The sequence below is a fragment of the Glutamicibacter soli genome, from assembly GCF_052322135.1.
Taxonomy (GTDB): domain Bacteria; phylum Actinomycetota; class Actinomycetes; order Actinomycetales; family Micrococcaceae; genus Glutamicibacter; species Glutamicibacter soli.
In genome coordinates, this window is the sequence record NZ_CM125969.1 from 3,167,619 (window position 1) to 3,184,835 (window position 17,217).

Here is a 17,217-nt window from a genome sequence, read left to right on the forward strand (position 1 = left end):
ACCCATCCATCACAGGAGAAATATCCCCATGATCCAGTCTCAGCTCGCCGCCACCCGCGTAGAGCATGATCTGATCGGCGACCTCGACATCCCAGCCGAGGCCTATTGGGGCGTGCACACCCTGCGCGCCAAGCACAACTTCGACATCACCGGGACCCAGCTCTCCGGCAACCCGTACCTGATCCGCGCACTGGCGCGCGTGAAGCAGGCAGCGGCCCGCGCGAACCACGAGCTGGGGCTGCTGGACGCCGAGCGCGCCGCGGCCATCGACGCCGCCTGCGAGCGCATCGTGGCCGGCGAGCTGCACGAGCAGTTCATCATCGACCCGATCCAGGGCGGCGCCGGCACCAGCACCAACATGAACGCCAACGAGGTCATCGCCAACCTGGCGCTGGAAATCATGGGCCATGCCAAGGGCGAGTACCAGTACCTGCACCCGAACGACCACGTGAACCTCTCGCAGTCGACCAATGACGCGTACCCGACTGCTGTCAATATCGCCACCCACTTCGCCACCCAGCCGCTGCTGGAAGCCATGAAGGTGCTGCAGGATTCCTGCCTGGCCAAGGCCGAGGAATTCCGCACCGTGGTCAAGATGGGCCGCACCCAGCTGCAGGACGCGGTGCCGATGACGGTGGGCCAGGAGTTCGGCGGCTGGGCCGTCACCCTGGGCGAGGACCGGGCCCGCCTGGCCGAATCGCTGTCGCTGGTCACCGAGATCAACCTGGGCGCCACCGCGATCGGCACCGGGCTGAACGCCCCGGCCGGCTATGCCGAGGCCGCCTGCCGCCACCTGCGCGAGCTGACCGGCCTGCCGCTGACCACCAGCCCGGATTTAATCGAGGCCACCAGCGACGTGGGAGCCTTCGTGCACCTGTCAGGCGTGCTCAAGCGCGTGGCGCTGAAGATCTCCAAGATCTGCAACGATCTGCGCTTGCTCTCCTCCGGTCCGCGCGCGGGCCTGAACGACCTGCACCTGCCGGCTGTGCAGTCCGGCTCCTCGATCATGCCCGGTAAGGTCAACCCGGTGATCCCGGAGGTCGTGAACCAGATCGCCTACCAGGTGGTGGGCCACGATTTGACCGTGACCATGGCGGCCGAGGGCGGCCAGCTGCAGCTGAACGCCTTCGAACCGGTGATCGCGCATTCGATCGGCCTGTCGCTCAAGCACCTGACCAACGGCTGCCTGACCTTGGCCACCCGCTGCATCGACGGCATCACCGTGGACGAGGACGCGCTGCGCCGCGAGGTGGAGAACTCCATCGGCCTGGTCACCGCGCTGAACCCGCGCCTGGGCTACTCCGCATCCACCGCCATCGCCATGGAGGCGCTGCACACCGGCCGCGGCGTGGCCGAGCTGGTGCTTGAACGCGGCCTGCTGTCCGCCGAAGACCTGAACGAGCTGCTCTCCCCAGAGCGTTTGGCCAACCTCTCCGACTAAAAAGGAACCCTATGGAGAAAACCACCCCCGAGGCGGCGCTGACTGCCGGCGACTCCGACTACCACAAGGGCTTGTCCCCGCGGCAGATGCAGATGATCGCCATTGGCGGCGCCATCGGCACCGGCCTGTTCATGGGCGCCGGAGGGCGCCTGGCCCAGGCCGGTCCCGGCATCGTCATCAGCTACGCGGTCTGCGGCTTTTTCGCCTTCCTGATCCTGCGTGCGCTGGGCGAGCTGGTCATGCACCGGCCGTCCACCGGATCGTTTGTGTCCTACGCCCGCGAGTTCTACGGCGAGAAGGCGGCCTTCGCCACCGGCTGGCTATACTGGCTGAACTGGGTCATGACCGCCATCGTGGACATCACCGCCGTCGCGCTGTACATGGCGTTCTTCGGCAAGTACGTGGAATGGATCGGTTCGGTCCCGCAGTGGCTGTGGGCGCTGGCCGCCCTGGCCTTGGTGCTGACCATGAACCTGATCTCGGTCAAGGTCTTCGGCGAGATGGAGTTCTGGTTTGCCCTGATCAAGGTGGTCGCGCTGGTCTCCTTCCTGGTCATCGGCTGCTACTTCGTCTTCTTCGGCACCCCGGTCGACGGCCACGAGGTCGGCTTCTCGATCATCTCCGAGAACGGCGGGCTGCTGCCCAACGGGCTGCTGCCGGTGCTGGTGCTGATGCAGGGTGTGGTTTTCTCCTACGCGTCCATCGAGCTGATCGGCACCGCGGCCGGCGAAACCGCCAACCCGGAGAAGGTCATGCCCAAGGCGATCAACACCGTGATCATCCGCATCGCAGTGTTCTACGTCGGTTCGCTGGTGCTGCTCTCGCTGCTGCTGCCGTACACCGCCTACTCGGCCGGGGAGTCGCCGTTCGTGACGTTCTTCGGCTCCATCGGGGTGAAGGGCATGGACGTGGTGATGAACCTGGTGGTGCTCACCGCGGCTTTGTCCTCGCTGAATGCCGGCCTGTATTCCACCGGCCGCATCATGCGCTCGATGTCTCTGAACGGCTCGGCTCCGCGCTTCGCCGGACGCATGAACCGTTCCGGCGTCCCGTACGGCGGCATCGTGATCACCGCTGCGGTGGCAGTGCTCGGCGTGGTGCTGAACGCTGTGGTTCCGGCCGCGGCATTCGAGATCGTGCTGAACTTCGCCGCCGTCGGCATCATCGCCTCCTGGGGCATGATCGTGCTGTGCCAAATGGCGCTGGTGAAAAAGGTCCGCGCCGGCGAAATGCAGCGCCCGAGCTTCCGCATGCCATTCGCTCCGGTCTCCGGCTGGGTGACGCTGGCGTTCCTTGCCGCGGTGCTGGTCATGATGGCCTTCGACAACCCCGTGGGCACCTGGACCATCGCTTCGCTGGTTGTCATCATTCCGATGCTGATCGGCGGCTGGTACCTGTGCCGCGGCCGCATCAACCAGCTGGCTTCCGCCCGGCTGAACGCCGAGGCGCAGTCCGAAAAGGTCTAGCCGCTTCGCAGCTGTTCCACCACCGATGGCCCGGGATTCTTCCCGGGCCATCGGTCGTCCCCTCGCATCGGGCGCGCCGATCAAGGGTAGTTGGCCTCCGACATGATCTGGGTTTCCAGTAGTGTAAAGGGCACAGATAGTGGCATGATGTGTGAGGTGAAACACTCTAAGCATTCATTTCAGGAATTGGACTCCTACGTCGCCATGCCGCGGATCAGCGGCATGGCGCTCTCCCCCGACGGGCGCCGGCTGGTCACCACGCTGAGCACCTTGAGCGAGGACGCCACCAAATACACCAACGCGCTGTGGGAAATCGACCCGGCCGGCAAGAACCCGGCCCGCCGGCTGACCTACTCGGAGCACGGGGAGTCGAGCCCCGTCTTCACCGCCGACGGCGACCTGCTGTTCACTGCCAAGCGCTCTTCCAAGGACGACGCTGTGGCCGAAGGCTGGCTGCTGCCCGCCGCCGGCGGCGAAGCCCGCTCGGTCATCACCCACCCGGCAGGCGTCGAATCGCTGGCCACCTGCGCCAAATCCCCGCAGACCGTGCTGGTGCGCTCCTCGGCACTCAGCCGGGCCACCGACCTGGAGCACGAGGCCAAGCTGCGCGCGGCCCGCAAGGAGAAGAAGGTCTCCGCCATCCTGCACACCGGCTACCCGGTGCGCTACTGGGACCACGACCTGGGTCCGGCCACCCCGCACCTGTACGCAACCAGCCTGCCTGCCGGGCAAGAGCACAGCGAGCTGACCGACCTGACACCCGGGATCGGCGGCAGCCTCGTGGAGGCAGCCTCTGATGTCGCGCCCAATGGCGACTTCCTGATCACCGAATGGATCGTCCCGGAAGGCCACGGCGACCAGGCCGTCGGCCTGATGCGCATCGACATGCATACCGGCGCCCGGGAAATGCTGCTGGCCCCCGACGAGACCTACGAATACGCCATGGGCAAGATCAGCCCGAATTCAGCCAAGCTCGCCTACGCGCGCTGGCGCCGCTCGACTCCGGATTCAGCTCCGGCCTGCGAGCTGTTCGTCATGCACCTGGCCAGCGGCGAGTCCTACCAGATCGCCGTGGGCTGGGACCGCTGGGCCACGGAGATCGTGTGGGTCCCCAACAGCATGTCGCTGCTGCTGGTCGCCGACGAGGACGGGCACGGCCCGGTCTTCCACCTGCGTCTGGAAAACGACCGCGTCACCCGGCTCACCGACTCCGGCGCCTTCACCAACGTGCTGGTGAGCCCGGATTCCCGTGCCGCCTATGCGCTGCGCGCAAGCTATGAGCACCCTGCCGAGCCGGTCGCACTGGACCTGACCCACATCGGCGACCTGGAAGCCGGCGACTACGTCCAGGTCACCGAGCTGCCCTCCCCCGCACCGCGTCCGCAGCTGCCGGGCACCCTGGAAGAGATCAGCACCGAGGTCGACGGGGCAACGGTCCGCGCCTGGCTGGCGCTGCCCGAAGGCGCCAGCGCGCAGAACAAGGCTCCGTTGCTGCTGTGGATCCACGGCGGACCGCTGAACTCCTGGAATGCGTGGAGCTGGCGCTGGAACCCTTGGCTGCTGGTCGCGCAGGGCTACGCGGTGCTGCTGCCGGATCCTGCCCTGTCCACCGGCTACGGCCAGGACTTCATCCAGCGCGGCTGGGGCAACTGGGGCCAGGCGCCGTACACGGACCTGATGGCGATCACCGACGCGGCCGAGGCGCGCGCCGACATCGACGAAACCCGCACTGCGGCCATGGGCGGATCCTTCGGCGGCTACATGGCCAACTGGGTGGCAGGTCATACCGACCGCTTCAAGGCGATCGTCACCCACGCCAGCCTCTGGGCACTGGACGGCTTCGGGAAGACCACCGACGCCTCGTTCTACTGGACCCGCGAGATGAGCCCGGAGATGATCGAGGCGAATTCGCCGCATCATTCGGTGGACAAGATCGTCACCCCGATGCTGGTCATCCACGGCGACAAGGACTACCGGGTGCCGATCGGCGAAGGACTGCGCCTGTGGTACGAGCTGCTGTCTTCCTCGGGTCTGCCGCAGCAGGCGGACGGTACCACCGCCCACCGTTTCTTGTACTTCCCGGACGAGAACCACTGGGTGCTCGCCCCGCAACACGCGAAGATCTGGTACCAGGTGGTCACCGGATTCCTGGCCGAGAACGTGCTGGGACAGGAGCCGGGCGAACTGCCTGAGCTGCTGGGATAGCCCAGCTTCTTGATGGCGGTATTGAAACCCACCAGCGCCCGGCGTGAGCCAAAGGGCTGGTGGGTTTCCCCGTTGATGGGCACGATAAACAGCGCCACCACTGACGCAGGTGCCGGCCATGACACACCGATCCGGTACTGCTGTTGTTGGAACCAAGGACCAGCCGAGTGCGCCGCTTGCAGCTTTCTAATGCACGAGGCGTCTAGTGACGAGCAGACCATTCAACGAACAAGTCGCGAACTTCGTTGATTGCCCCAAGGTCACCGGACTCGTCAGTGCCGATATTCTCCTGAATCCATTCGAAGTAGCGCTGGGCTTCATCCAGCATCCCCGGGATGAAATCCTTCGGATCCACCACGTTCGTCTGCTCATCTACGGTGAACAGTGTCGAACGGCCTTTTGAACGCAAGTGAATCGGCACTGGAGAACCGGGGAATAGTCCTTCGCCCTCGCCCGTTTGAAGGAACGAATCGATGACTTCGACCAGATCCATCCACAGGCTTGCAACGTTATCCCAGAGGGACGCTGAAATCAGGTCGATTCCATAGTAGGCCACCTGGAGCAATCCTTCTCCGCCATAGGGGTTTCGCTTGAGCCGATTGCGCCAAATGTCGGCAGCGCGTTCTGGTGCCTCGTACATGTCCACCAGATACTTGTCGGGGTTCTCCACGAAATCATCGAGGTCCTCCACGGTGTGTGGAACCAGAATGTAGGCTTCGCTGTGCACCGCTTTTGGCGTATCTTCCATCCGTGGATCCTGACTCTAAGCGCGGGCAGAGCCTAACGACTCGACCCTTGTCAAAGGTTATTTTGTATTTGAACCTATGATAGCTTCCAGCTCAGCGGGTGCTCTTCGCATCTTTCACGGACGTGTTCTGATCGAGCAAAGTCTGCTTATCCGTTAGTGACTTCCATCTTCAACAAATACCCGGGGCAGACGCTGCCCGCGACGGCCTTCAAGGCGCTGGTACCCCCCGGCACGGCTGGCGCGTGTCAACGCCCCGGGCCGTGCCCGGACAGTGGGGCATCTTGAGCCGGCTTCCCGTGATGCGCCACGGGCTGGGGTCAACCCGTGACCTTGATGTTGTGGTTCAGGCGCAGCTCATTGTGCGGATCATAGCGCCGCTTCAGTGCCGCCAGCCGAGCATACTTTTGCTCCCCATACACTGCCAAGGCGTCGAAGCCGCCGGTCGTCGGGGCATCGGTGCTGGAGAAGTTGAGGTATTCGCCGCCTTCGGCCACTGCACTCATGTCCCGATGGAATCCGCGGATGAATTCCCGATGGTGTGCGTCTTGAGCCTGCTCCTTCCAAAATCCATAGATGTTGATCCAGAAGGCCGAGGAGCGGTCGGGAAACGCGGTGGCTTCCTCCGCTACCCGTCCCATGGCCCCGCCCATGACATGCAGATCAAAGGCCGTGCCCGGCCATGTGAGCTGAGTGGCCTTGTCTACCAGCAGTGCGATGGTGTCGTCGTCGAGGGAATCAAAACCGGTGTTCTTCCAATAGGCGCGAACGCCCTTGGGAAAGACGTCATCCATGGATGATTGCCATTCAGGCCAGGAGATTGCCGCGACATCCTGGACATCCGGCGGTGCAAGTTCCGTAAACCGCTCCACGCATGCGCTTCCGGCGGCATGATCCGGATCGGCCCAGACGAAGCCGACCGCGAGGATCGTGTCAGTGCCCAGTTCCCATTCCTCCGGCGGGACCAGAGCTGTCGCAATGACCGTCATTGCATCAGGCAGGTTCGCGGCCCAGTCCCGCAGTGCATGTAATGCTCCACGCCAATGCGCTGCCCGGTAGATCAGGTTTCCGGCCAGCACCGTTTCCGGAAGCGTATGCGCGGAGAAGGTAAAGTCGGCCACGATCCCGAAGTTGCCGCCCCCGCCGCGCAGGCCCCACAGCAGCTCGGGATTTTCCCGGGCATCGGCACGGACTTTTTCGCCGCTCGGCGTGTACATCTCCGCGGCAATGAGGTTGTCGACGGTCAGGCCATGGGCTCTGGTTAGCCAGCCGAATCCTCCGCCCAGGCAAAGTCCTGCGATTCCTGTCCGCGAGATCACCCCGACGGGAACGGCAAGTCCGTGGGCGCTCGTGGCTTGGTCGAGTTCGCCAAGGAGGGTTCCCGGGCCGGTGCTCACCTGTCGCAGAGACGGATTGACCATTATTTTGTTGCAAGCACGCAAGTCGAGGACGAGGCCCCGGTCAACGGTGCCGTGCCCTGCCACGTTGTGCCCGCCTCCGCGAACGGCGAGCGGCAGGTGATGGCTTCGGGCGAAGTCAAGGGCGAGCGGAATGTCTGTGAGCTCTCCGGCCCTGATAATCAGCTCGGGCCGGCGGTCGATCATGGCGTTCCACAGGGCGCGGGCATCGTCGTACTCGTGGTCTGCTGCCGTGACAAGGGTTCCGCTGAGGGAAGCACCCAGCGATCTGAGATCGGCTATTGAGATTAGTGGATTGTTCATGATGCGCGCGCTCCTTCGGACAGATCGCATCGGAACTTGGGTGTGGGTAATTCTCCTCCCGCATTTTGCATGGAGCAATGGGCATGATCGTGCGATTTTCGGCTCAATTTCATGGTTCAAGCCCCAAAACCAGAGGACAGGACTGAGGCATCCGCAAAGCTTTCACGCCCAGTCGGACTTGTCATCCCTCGCTAGGCTTTCATCGGGTGCAGTCCCGGCAACTTCACCCCGCCAGGAGTATCTCCACCGGCTCCGCGTGTGGCCTCGATCAATCTCTGGGCACGGCGAGCGACATCTGCGTCGCGCTCGGCCAAGACATCGGCCAGGTGGTCCAGGTGCTCAACGCGGGCGCTGAACTCACGGCGCAGTCGTTCGTTCAACGGCGTGGCGTCCAGTTCCCGTTCTTCCCGCAGCGCCATGGCCAGAGCACGTTCAAAGAGCCTCTGGCCTGCATCGTCGGCGCGGCCGTTGCTGCCGCTTGACCCAAGAACCGCCACGGCGTTGATCTGGGATTCGTCCAGTCCCAGGAGCAGGCGCGCCAATTTCTTCTTGGCCGAGCGCAACGAGGCGGTCCCGCGCCCGAAACGTCCCAGACTTGACATGGCGGTGAGCAGGAACCGGATGACCAGGACGATGTTCACCACGGTGAAGAAGAACAACATGGTCAGCAGCCAGAACAGTCCCCCGAAGCTGATCGAGGTATCTTCTTCGAAGCCGTTGCGTTGGATGCCTTCGGCATAGTCGTCCACCACGTTGGCGATGGTGATATCCGGATACGTGCTTTCGTGGATGCTCCCGTGCTCCCAGTTCGAAGTGCCGCCGAGGGTGTATTGACCCGTGCTGATTTCCGGGCTGATCAGGCCGGGGGCGATGGTTGTCCCTTCGTCCGTGGAGAACACCGGGATGATGGCTTTGCCGTCCTTCAATTCCTTCGTCATCGGGTCGAGCAGTTCTGGAAATTCCTGCTTGATGCGGTACAGGGACGTCAGCAGGCTCAGGGGCTCTGCCGAGCGGTATTCAGATCCGGGAGGATCAGTCCTCAGGTCCAGGTAGGCTTCGGCGTCGCGGACGGCGATCACCATGCTGGTCGGCACCGGGAAATCGGTGTCCATGTAGCGGATGATTTCGGTATCGGACAGCTCTCCGCTGGGGTCGTCGATCTCCAGCTGCGCACCGCGGCCGGTGCCTTCCCTGTCGGGGAACGGGTCCTCAACCACGTTTGCGGCAGTGATGCCGGCCGGAATCATGCCGACCAGCAGCAGGGCGGTGAGCATCACGGCCAGCCGCGGCCCACTGGGCCGGTAGGCCGATTCAGTGCGCTGCCTTGCCGTCGTCTTCCGGTCTGACTCAAGGGTTTCACCGGTGATGGATTTCGCCAGCGCATCCAGGTAGGCCGCGTTCGCGTAGCCGTCCCTGCCGGTCGAGGCGTCCAGTCCCAGCGAGGTTTTCAGCTCCCGGTATTCCTGGGGCGCGCCAGCTGGTGCGGCGACCTTGCCGTGCGGGTACCGGGAGATCTTCTTTTTCTGCTTGGTCAAAAGCTCGACCAGATGCTGCTCGGCCCGCTGCCACTTTTCGACGGCCTGCAGGTTCTTCGGATCCCCGGCGGCTGCGTCCAGCAGCTGTCCGAGGGCCGAACGCAGCTGTTCGATGTCGCCGTTGGCGACCATTCGGCCGGGTGCCTGCTCCAAGCGGATCAGCAGCGTCGTCATGGCATCGTTGATCGGCGCGCTGAGCCGGTCGAAGGTCGTCCCGGTCCCGACCAAGCGCGCGTGCACGGAGCCTGCGCCCATCAACGCGTCGGACAAGCTGGTCAGCTTGCGGGCGGACGCCTCGAATTCGACGAGTTGCTGCGCGGTTTGCGCCCTGAAGGCGGTTTTGCGCGAATAGACCCGCTCGGTCAGCGAACTTTCGGACCTGGCCAAGTCCAGAGACAGTTTCTGCAGCTGGAGCCAGGATTTCCGGAAGCCCTGTGGGCGCTCGGTCTCCGGCGCCGCGTAGAAGGTCGCTTCGAGCGCTTCGAGGTCCAGCACGACGCGGGCCAGCTTGCGCTGCGCCGCGACGAGACGGCGGTGTTTTGCTTCCCATCGCAGGTTGTAGCGCAGGGCCATCAGCAGGAAAACCGTGCTCGCCGTGGCGGCCAGGGCGATCAGCGAGATCCAGAAAACCGGGTTGGTGTTGGGCGGGTCGTAGAGCACCACTGCCGCGCGTTGGGCGGCGGCCACAACGGATTTCGGTCCGTGGCCCAAACCCAGATTGTCACGGAACGCATTGTCGATCTCGAAACGGATATCTGTTTCGTCGTACGCCTTGCGGTCCCGTCCCTCCAGCAGGTCCGCGCGTACCGCGGTGCCTTCGAAACGCTGCTGGATCTTGTGGTCGTCGGTTTCGAGGTTCTCCAGCTGGGTGCTGAGCAGGATGTCATGATCCGGGACCACGCCGCGCAGCAGCTCGTCGCCGGTCAGGAATCGATCCGTAACGGTCAAGGTGAGCGGTCGGTGCGCGAGGATCGGACCTCCGGCGGCGGCATCCACGGTTTCCTGACTGATGTTCCAGTCGTGTGTGCCTTCCACCACGATCTTCACCTCGTGCTGGGGAGTGTTCTCCTGCCCGTACGCGACGTAGGTGGACAGACCCATCCCGGCAATCACTGTGGTGGCCAGGGCCATGAGCACTGCCGGGATCAGCGCCAGCGAGTGCGGACGGCGCAGCTTGCGCCCGTGCGAGTCGAAGGCCGTGAACCGGCTCATGCCTTGTCCCCCGGGTGGTCATCCATCCAGCGCTGCACCTGCCGCGACGCCTGTTCCAGGGTGGCCAGGTCATCAAGCCTCCGTGTGCCGCCCTCTGGACGGTCGGCGCGGTGGACGGCAAGCTCGTGCGGGACCTTGATCCGCTTTCTCGTTGCCTGTTCCAGCAGCTGATCCAGATCCGAAGCCAGCGCGAGCCGCAGTTCCCAGAGCCGTTCCAGCATGTCAACCGGCTCTGCTCTTCTGGACATCGGCTTATCCAGCCACTGCTGGGCTTCATCCAGGGCGTCCGTATCGGTCACCAAATGCGCACGCACGCTCGAGGCGGCCTTCAGTGGCGCGACGTCCACGCGGTCGAGGAACTGCGCGCATTCATCCAGCAGCTGCCGGTGCGCGGAGATAATCGAGCCCCAGCGCTGGCGGCTTGGATTCGAGTTGCCGAGCAGCCCGTTGAGCGCGGTGCATGCCGACACCAGTTCTTTCTGGCACCGGCTGATCACTTCCAGCCGTTCAAGTTCCGCGCGGCTGACTGCAGTTGCCGCCGAGACCCGGTGCACCGCTTCCTGCCCTGCCTTCGCGAGCGGTGCGATGGCCCGTTCCAGCAGTTCGGCGCGCTGCTGGATGACGCCCCCGGCATCCGCGCTGAGGGCTGGCAGCTTGCAGGATTCAAGGTCGCGCAGTTGTTGCGGCAGCTGCTGGACCAGCTGTGCTGCGCGTGCGCTGCGCTCCGTGGTTGCCTGACGCTGGCGCTTGCGGATGCCGCGGAAAACAACGTAGGTGGTGAGCGATGCGCCCAGCACACCCAGGACCACGAAAAGCACAGTCCGATTGCCCTCTGAACTGGCCGGCAGCAACGTGCCGAGGGTGTTCTTGGGCGCTTTCAATTCCTCGGTGGTGATGCGCACCGATTCGATAACTGCCTGGGTGTAGTCTTCCTTGTCCATCATCGGCCGCAACGCGGCAACGCTGTTGGACAGGGCCGCTGAGCGGTCCCCGGTCACATTCCAGGCCTTGTCGATCGCGATCTCCGCGCCCTTGCCGTCCTTGTCCGGAAGCATCAGGCCGATGACGATCCAGCCGTCTTGGATGTAGCCCTTGGTGTCGGTGCTGTCTGGCCAGTCGTCGTGCAGGAGCAGGTAAGAGGTGGGACCGAACAGGGTCAAGGCACGGATGAACTGGGCTGCCCCGCCTTCCATCGCATTGTCGGCGGCATCGACACCCACCACGATGTTGGCGTTGGTCTGGCCCATGGTCTCGCGGACCGCGTCCAGGACTTCCTGGTTGTCGATCTGCGACTGCACCGAGTCGATGACCGCCAGGTGGAAGTCCCCTTCTTCGGCGACCAGGTCCGGGACGCGGATCGTGCCTTTGCCCTTGTCTTCGTCTTGGCCTTTCGACGGTGCGTCGCTGGGGCCCACCGGGTAGATCGGCTCGTAAATCTGTTCGTCCGCCATCACGGGCGCCGCAAGAAATCCCCCGAGCACCAGCAGAAGAAGCACCAGCAGGGCCGTCGCGATTCGCCGGGCGGTCGAAAGCAGATAACTCATAATCCAACGATTGTATCAACAGCTGCTTTTCTTAACTGCCAAGGCCCCTTTGAATCAAGAGGATTCAAAGGGGCCCTGGCTGCGGGCCGGGAACTAGTCCAACAGCATCGCAGGTTCCTGCAGGATCGAGGCGACGTCGGCCATGAAGCGGGCCGACAGGTCCCCGTCCACCACGCGGTGGTCGAAGGATCCGCCCAGCGTGGTGATCCAGCGCGGGACGACCTCCCCGTCCACAACCCACGGCTTCTGGCGGATCGTGCCGAAGGCGACGATCGCGACCTCTCCCGGGTTGATGATCGGGGTGCCGGTGTCGATGCCCAGCGCACCGATGTTGGTGATCGACAGGGTGCCGCCGCGCATGTCCTCCGGGGAGGTCTTGCCGGCACGGGCGGTGGTGGCCAGGTCGTTCAACGCGACCGCCAGTTCCTTCATGTTCAGGTTCTGGGCGTCCTTGATGTTCGGTACCAGCAGGCCGCGCGGGGTGGCGGCCGCGATGCCCAGGTTCATGAAACGCTTCTGGTGGATCTCGGCGCCCTGCGGGGTTTCCACCCAGCTGGCGTTCACGCTCGGGTTGCGGGCCGCGGCCCAGATCACGGCGCGGGCCAGCACCAGCAGCGGGGAGACCTTGATGCCCTCGAAGTCCCGGGACTTCTTCAGGCGGGCCACGTACTCCATGGTGCGGCTTGCATCCACGTCCACGAAAATCGACACGTGCGGGGCGGTGAAGGCGGAGTCCACCATGGCCTTGGCGGTGGCCTTGCGCACGCCGCGCACCGCGGTGCGGTCCACGCGGGCGTCGGCCAGCTGGCCATGGGCCCAGTAGGTCGGCGCCGCCGCGTGCTCGGCCTCGCGCTGGGCCTGGTAGCTGTTGACGTCCTCGCGGGTGATTTCGCCCTGGGTTCCGGTGCCCACGACATCGTTGATGTCGATGCCCAGTTCCTTGGCCAGGCGGCGCACCGGCGGCTTGGCGAGCACGCGGTCGACGAAGCTTGCCATGGCAGGCTTGGCGCGGTCGACCTCGCGGGTCACCGCGCTTCCCAGCGAGGCGGCGCGGCGGGAGATGGTGTCGGCAATGGCCGAAGCGCGCACGGCCGGACGGGCCGCCGCCGGCGGAGCGGAGGGCGCCGGGCGGTTGGTGCGCGCGCGGCGCACCGAGGAGTCTGCGGTCGGGCCCGAGCCCACCAGCGGGCCGGGCTCCTCGCTGGCCACGGGCGCCGCAGTGGCCAGCGCCTCGGCCGGTTCCGGGGTTCCGATCGGGGCCGGCTTGTTACCCTCCTGGTCGATGGTGATCAGCGGGTTGTCCACCAGCACGGTCTCGCCCTCGGCGGCGTGCAGGGCGGTGACCACCCCGGCGAACGGGCTGGGCAGCTCCACCAGGGACTTGGCGGTTTCGATTTCCACGAAGACCTGGTTGACCTCGACGGTGTCGCCCACGGCGACCTTCCACGAGGCGATGTCGGCTTCGGTCAGGCCTTCGCCCACATCGGGCAGGTTAAAGACGGTCATGTTCGGCTCCTAGTAGGCGAAGGAACGGTCGAGCGCTTCGAGCAGCTTGTCGATGTCTGGCAGGTACTGCGATTCGACCTTGGAGATCGGGTACGGCATGTGGAATCCGCCCACGCGCAGCACCGGGGCCTCCAGGGACAGGAAGGCGCGTTCGGAGATGCGCGCGGCGATCTCCCCGCCCAGCCCGCCGAAGGTCGGCGCTTCATGGGTGACAATCAGCCGGCCGGTCTTCTGCACGGACTCGGTGATGGTGTCGAAGTCGATCGGCGAGAGCGAGCGCAGGTCGATGACCTCGATGGAGCGGCCCTCCTCGCGGGCGGCCTCCGCGGCGGCCAGCGCCACCGGCACCAGCGGGCCGTAGGCCACGATGGTGGCGTCGTCGCCGCTGCGCACCACCTGCGCCTTGAACGCGTCAAGGGCCGGGGTCTCGGTGTCCACCTCGCCCTTGAGCCAGTAGCGGCGCTTGGGTTCGAAGTAGATCACCGGGTCCTGGCACGCCGTCGCCTGCTGGATCATCCAGTAGGCGTCGTTCGCGTTGGACGGGGTGATGATCCGCAGGCCCGCGGTGTGCGCGAACAGGGCTTCGGGTGATTCGGAGTGGTGCTCGATGGAGCCGATGCCGCCGCCGTACGGGATGCGGATGACCACCGGGACGGTCAGCCGGCCCTCGGAACGGGCGTGCATCTTGGCAAGCTGCGTGGTGATCTGGCTGTAGGCCGGGAACACGAAGCCGTCGAACTGGATCTCCACCAGCGGGCAGAAGCCGCGCAGGGCCATGCCCACCGCGCTGCCCACGATGCCGGCCTCGCCCAGCGGCGAGTCGATCACGCGGTGCGCGCCGTATTTGTTCTGCAGTCCGTCGGTCACGCGGTACACGCCGCCGAGCTTGCCGATGTCCTCGCCCATCAGCAGCGCCTTGTCGTTGGACTCCAGCACCTTGTCCAGGCCGGAGGTGATGGCCTTGGCCAGTGTCATGGTGCTCATGCGTTCTCTCCCGAATCTGCGAATCCTGCTTCGTACTGCAGGTGCCAGGCCAGTTCTTCCTGGATCAGCGGGTGCGCCTCGGCGTACACCTGCTCGAAGGACTTGGCCAGCGGCGGCACCGGGAAGGCCATGGCGTCCTCGCGCACGGTGGCGGCCATCTGGTCCGCGTCCTTGGCCAGCTGCTCGAAGAAGGCGTCGTCCACGATGTTGTTCTCGCGCAGGTAGGTCTCCAGGCGGATCAGCGGATCGAGCGGCGCCCAGGCGGCTTCTTCCTCGGTCATGCGGTACTTGGTGGGATCGTCCGCCGTGGTGTGCGCACCCAGCCGGTAGGTGTCAGCTTCGATGAACACCGGGCCCTTGCCGCTGCGGGCGTGTTCCAGCGCCCAGCGGGTCACTGCCAGCACTGCCAGCACGTCGTTGCCGTCCACGCGGATGCCAGGCATGCCGTAGCCTGCGGCACGCTCGACCAGCGGCACCTTGGACTGGACCTCGAAAGGCACCGAGATGGCCCACTGGTTGTTCTGGCAGAAGTAGACCACCGGGGCGTTGAAGGAGTTGGCGAAGACCATCGACTCGTGGGTCTCGCCCTCGGTGGACGAGCCATCGCCGAAGTAGGCGAGAACCGCGTTGCCCTCGGCGGCGAGCTTTTCCTCGTCCCAGCCGCGCTGCTCCATGCTCAGCGCCATGCCGTAGCCGGCCGCGTGCGGCAGCTGGGCTGCGAGCACCATGGTGTACATGTGGAAGTTGTTTTCCCGCGGGTCCCATCCGCCGCCGGAGATGCCGCGGAACAGACGCAACATCTCGGAGAAGGAGACGTTGCGGGTCAGCGCGACGCCGTGTTCGCGGTAGGTCGGGAAGATGTAGTCGCTGGGGCGGGTAGCGCGTCCCGAACCGATCTGCGCCGCTTCCTGGCCGCGCAACGGAACCCAGAGGCACAGCTGGCCCTGGCGTTGAAGGGCGGTCGCCTCCTGGTCGAACCGGCGGGTCAACGCCATGTCGCGGTAGAAGCCGCGCAGCATGTCCTCGTCCACGTCGCCCAAATAGGCGTCATAGATCTCGTGGGGCAGGCGCTGGCCGTCGGGGGTCAGGATCTGCACCGGATCCTTCGGCCCGACCTCGGTCGCAGCAGGCGTCATAAATCTTCCTCCGGTAATAAATATGCCCCACACGGAATACATTCCGCATGGGACATATAGCGGCTTGTCTAATTTCCAAGCCTATAGCGTTTGCCTGTAAAAACGCGAGAAAACAGCGCCGCTCAGCTCTGCGCCAAATCGAGAGACTCTGCACAAAGCTCGATGAAGCGGTCGTTGGCTTCCGGCTCCGCAATCGAGATGCGCACGCCTTCGTGAGCGAAGCCGCGCACCGACAATGCCCTGGCTTCAGCACGTTCAACGAACTGCGTGGTCTTCTCGCCCAGTGGCAGCCAGACGAAGTTCGCCTGCGTGGCCGGGAACTTCCATCCCTGCTCCACCAGCGCAGCCACCACGCGTTCGCGCTCAGCGACGAGTGAATCCACCCGTTCGTACACCGCATCGATATGCTTCAGCGAGGCGATCGCCGCGTCCTGGGCCACCGAGGAGACCGCAAACGGGGTTGCGATGACCCGCAGGTTGTTGGTGATTTCCGGATGGGCCACCGAGTAGCCCACACGTAGGTTCGCCAGGCCATGGGCCTTGGAGAAGGTGCGCAGCAGGACCACGTTCTGGTTGGCCTTGTAGGTCTTCACCCCATCCACGGACTGCGGATCGCGCACGAACTCGATGTAGGCCTCGTCCAGCACAATCAGCACATTGCGCGGCACCCGGGAAATGAAGTCGTCAACCTCGGCCTGCGTGAGGATCGGGCCGGTCGGGTTGTTAGGAGTGCACAGCAGGATCACCGAGGTGTTCTCGTTGATGGCCTCGATCATGGCTTCAAGGTCATGCCGCCCATCGGCAAGCACCGGAACCGGCACGGGAAGCGCGCCGGCAGTCTGCACGAGGATCGGATAGGCCTCGAAGGAACGCCAGGCGAAAATGACCTCGTCCTGGATGCCGTCCTCGTTCTGCCCGGCGAAGGTGTTCAGGATCTGGACCAGCGCACCGAGCGAGCCCGCGCCGGTGACGATGTCATCGGCCGGGACGTCGAGGTAGTCCGCCAATGCCTCGCGCAGCTTGGTGCTCAGCGGGTCCGGATAACGGTTCAGCGCATCCTGGTCGAGGACCGCCTGGCGCACCTGCGGCAGCGGGCCGAAGGGAATCTCGTTGGAGGAGAGTTTGAAGGAGCTCAGCCCCTGAATCTGTACCGGCGGTTTTCCGGCGGCGTACTTGGGCAGGCGGGCAACGATCGATCGCGGCTGCACCTGGTCTTGGGGCACAGAATTCTCAGTCATAAATCCCAGCGTAGCCCCGGAAGTGGTGAAAGGTGATTTAGTTTTCATCTACGACCCAGCTTTATGTGCGAAGGTTTTATCATGAGTTTCCTGATTCGAGTCATCGTAAATGCGCTGGCACTAGCAGTTGCCGTCTGGATTGTGCCCGGAATCCATATCTACGCCGTTGGCGATGACACCTTGGGCCTCGTGGTGTCATACCTGGTGGTCGGCCTGATCTTCGGTTTGGTCAACGCGCTGGTCCGCCCGATAGTCAGCCTGCTGTCGCTGCCCATCACCTGCCTGACCTTGGGGTTGTTCACCATCGTCGTGAATGCGCTGATGCTTGCGCTGACCGGCTGGCTCACCCGGTTCATCCCGGCGGAGCTGATCATCGACCGCTTCTGGTGGGACGCGATCGCGGGCACCATCATCATCTCCATCGTCTCCGCGGTGCTCGGATTGTTCGTCAGCAGCGACCGCCGGTAGCACCCGTCCGTCGTCC

12 protein-coding genes are annotated in these 17,217 nt (G+C 64.6%); 4 read left to right on the forward strand and 8 right to left on the reverse strand.

Features of this window, described 5'->3' with window-relative positions; translation table 11 throughout:
• Positions 1-28 precede the first annotated feature (28 nt).
• The 3 genes from ACTX90_RS15060 to ACTX90_RS15070 all read left to right on the forward strand — a co-directional run bounded on the left by ACTX90_RS15060 (position 29) and on the right by ACTX90_RS15070 (position 5,112).
• Positions 29-1,441: an aspartate ammonia-lyase gene (locus ACTX90_RS15060; protein WP_047120151.1), complete on the forward strand. Its 1,413-nt coding sequence runs from the start codon at positions 29-31 to the stop codon at positions 1,439-1,441.
• 11 nt (positions 1,442-1,452) lie between these two features.
• Positions 1,453-2,907 (forward strand): amino acid permease, encoded by a 1,455-nt coding sequence (locus tag ACTX90_RS15065; RefSeq protein WP_443442323.1) that lies wholly within the window; start codon positions 1,453-1,455, stop codon positions 2,905-2,907.
• A gap of 147 nt (positions 2,908-3,054) precedes the next feature.
• Complete coding sequence (locus ACTX90_RS15070; protein WP_443442324.1) at positions 3,055-5,112, forward strand: S9 family peptidase; 2,058 nt, start codon at positions 3,055-3,057, stop codon at positions 5,110-5,112.
• A 202-nt stretch (positions 5,113-5,314) separates the two neighbouring features.
• Here the strand turns inward: ACTX90_RS15070 and ACTX90_RS15075 are convergent, their stop codons facing one another.
• The 8 genes from ACTX90_RS15075 to ACTX90_RS15110 all read right to left on the reverse strand — a co-directional run bounded on the left by ACTX90_RS15075 (position 5,315) and on the right by ACTX90_RS15110 (position 16,733).
• On the reverse strand, positions 5,315-5,860 hold the full coding sequence (locus tag ACTX90_RS15075; RefSeq protein ID WP_113607023.1) for a hypothetical protein: 546 nt from the start codon (positions 5,858-5,860) through the stop codon (positions 5,315-5,317).
• 317 nt (positions 5,861-6,177) lie between these two features.
• Positions 6,178-7,578, reverse strand: a complete 1,401-nt coding sequence (locus ACTX90_RS15080; RefSeq protein ID WP_443442325.1) for an FAD-binding oxidoreductase — start codon at positions 7,576-7,578, stop codon at positions 6,178-6,180.
• 191 nt (positions 7,579-7,769) lie between these two features.
• Positions 7,770-10,325, reverse strand: a complete 2,556-nt coding sequence (locus ACTX90_RS15085; RefSeq protein WP_443442326.1) for a DUF5129 domain-containing protein — start codon at positions 10,323-10,325, stop codon at positions 7,770-7,772.
• Positions 10,322-11,869 (reverse strand): hypothetical protein, encoded by a 1,548-nt coding sequence (locus ACTX90_RS15090; protein WP_443442327.1) that lies wholly within the window; start codon positions 11,867-11,869, stop codon positions 10,322-10,324. The genes ACTX90_RS15085 and ACTX90_RS15090 overlap by 4 nt, the downstream gene beginning before the upstream one ends.
• A gap of 93 nt (positions 11,870-11,962) precedes the next feature.
• Entirely contained in the window at positions 11,963-13,375 is a 1,413-nt protein-coding gene (locus ACTX90_RS15095) for a dihydrolipoamide acetyltransferase family protein (protein WP_443442328.1), read from the reverse strand.
• Between the two features lie 9 nt (positions 13,376-13,384).
• Positions 13,385-14,359, reverse strand: a complete 975-nt coding sequence (locus tag ACTX90_RS15100; RefSeq protein ID WP_443442329.1) for an alpha-ketoacid dehydrogenase subunit beta — start codon at positions 14,357-14,359, stop codon at positions 13,385-13,387.
• Positions 14,356-15,495: a thiamine pyrophosphate-dependent dehydrogenase E1 component subunit alpha gene (locus tag ACTX90_RS15105; RefSeq protein WP_053798836.1), complete on the reverse strand. Its 1,140-nt coding sequence runs from the start codon at positions 15,493-15,495 to the stop codon at positions 14,356-14,358. The genes ACTX90_RS15100 and ACTX90_RS15105 overlap by 4 nt, the downstream gene beginning before the upstream one ends.
• 122 nt (positions 15,496-15,617) lie before the next feature.
• The gene (locus ACTX90_RS15110) at positions 15,618-16,733 is read right to left on the reverse strand and encodes a histidinol-phosphate transaminase (RefSeq protein ID WP_120991075.1); all 1,116 of its coding nucleotides are present in this window, start codon (positions 16,731-16,733) and stop codon (positions 15,618-15,620) included.
• Positions 16,734-16,814: 81 nt separating this feature from the next.
• On the opposite strand from ACTX90_RS15110, the gene ACTX90_RS15115 reads away from it, so the two are divergent.
• Positions 16,815-17,201: a phage holin family protein gene (locus ACTX90_RS15115; RefSeq protein ID WP_443442330.1), complete on the forward strand. Its 387-nt coding sequence runs from the start codon at positions 16,815-16,817 to the stop codon at positions 17,199-17,201.
• The last annotated feature ends 16 nt before the right edge of the window (positions 17,202-17,217 follow it).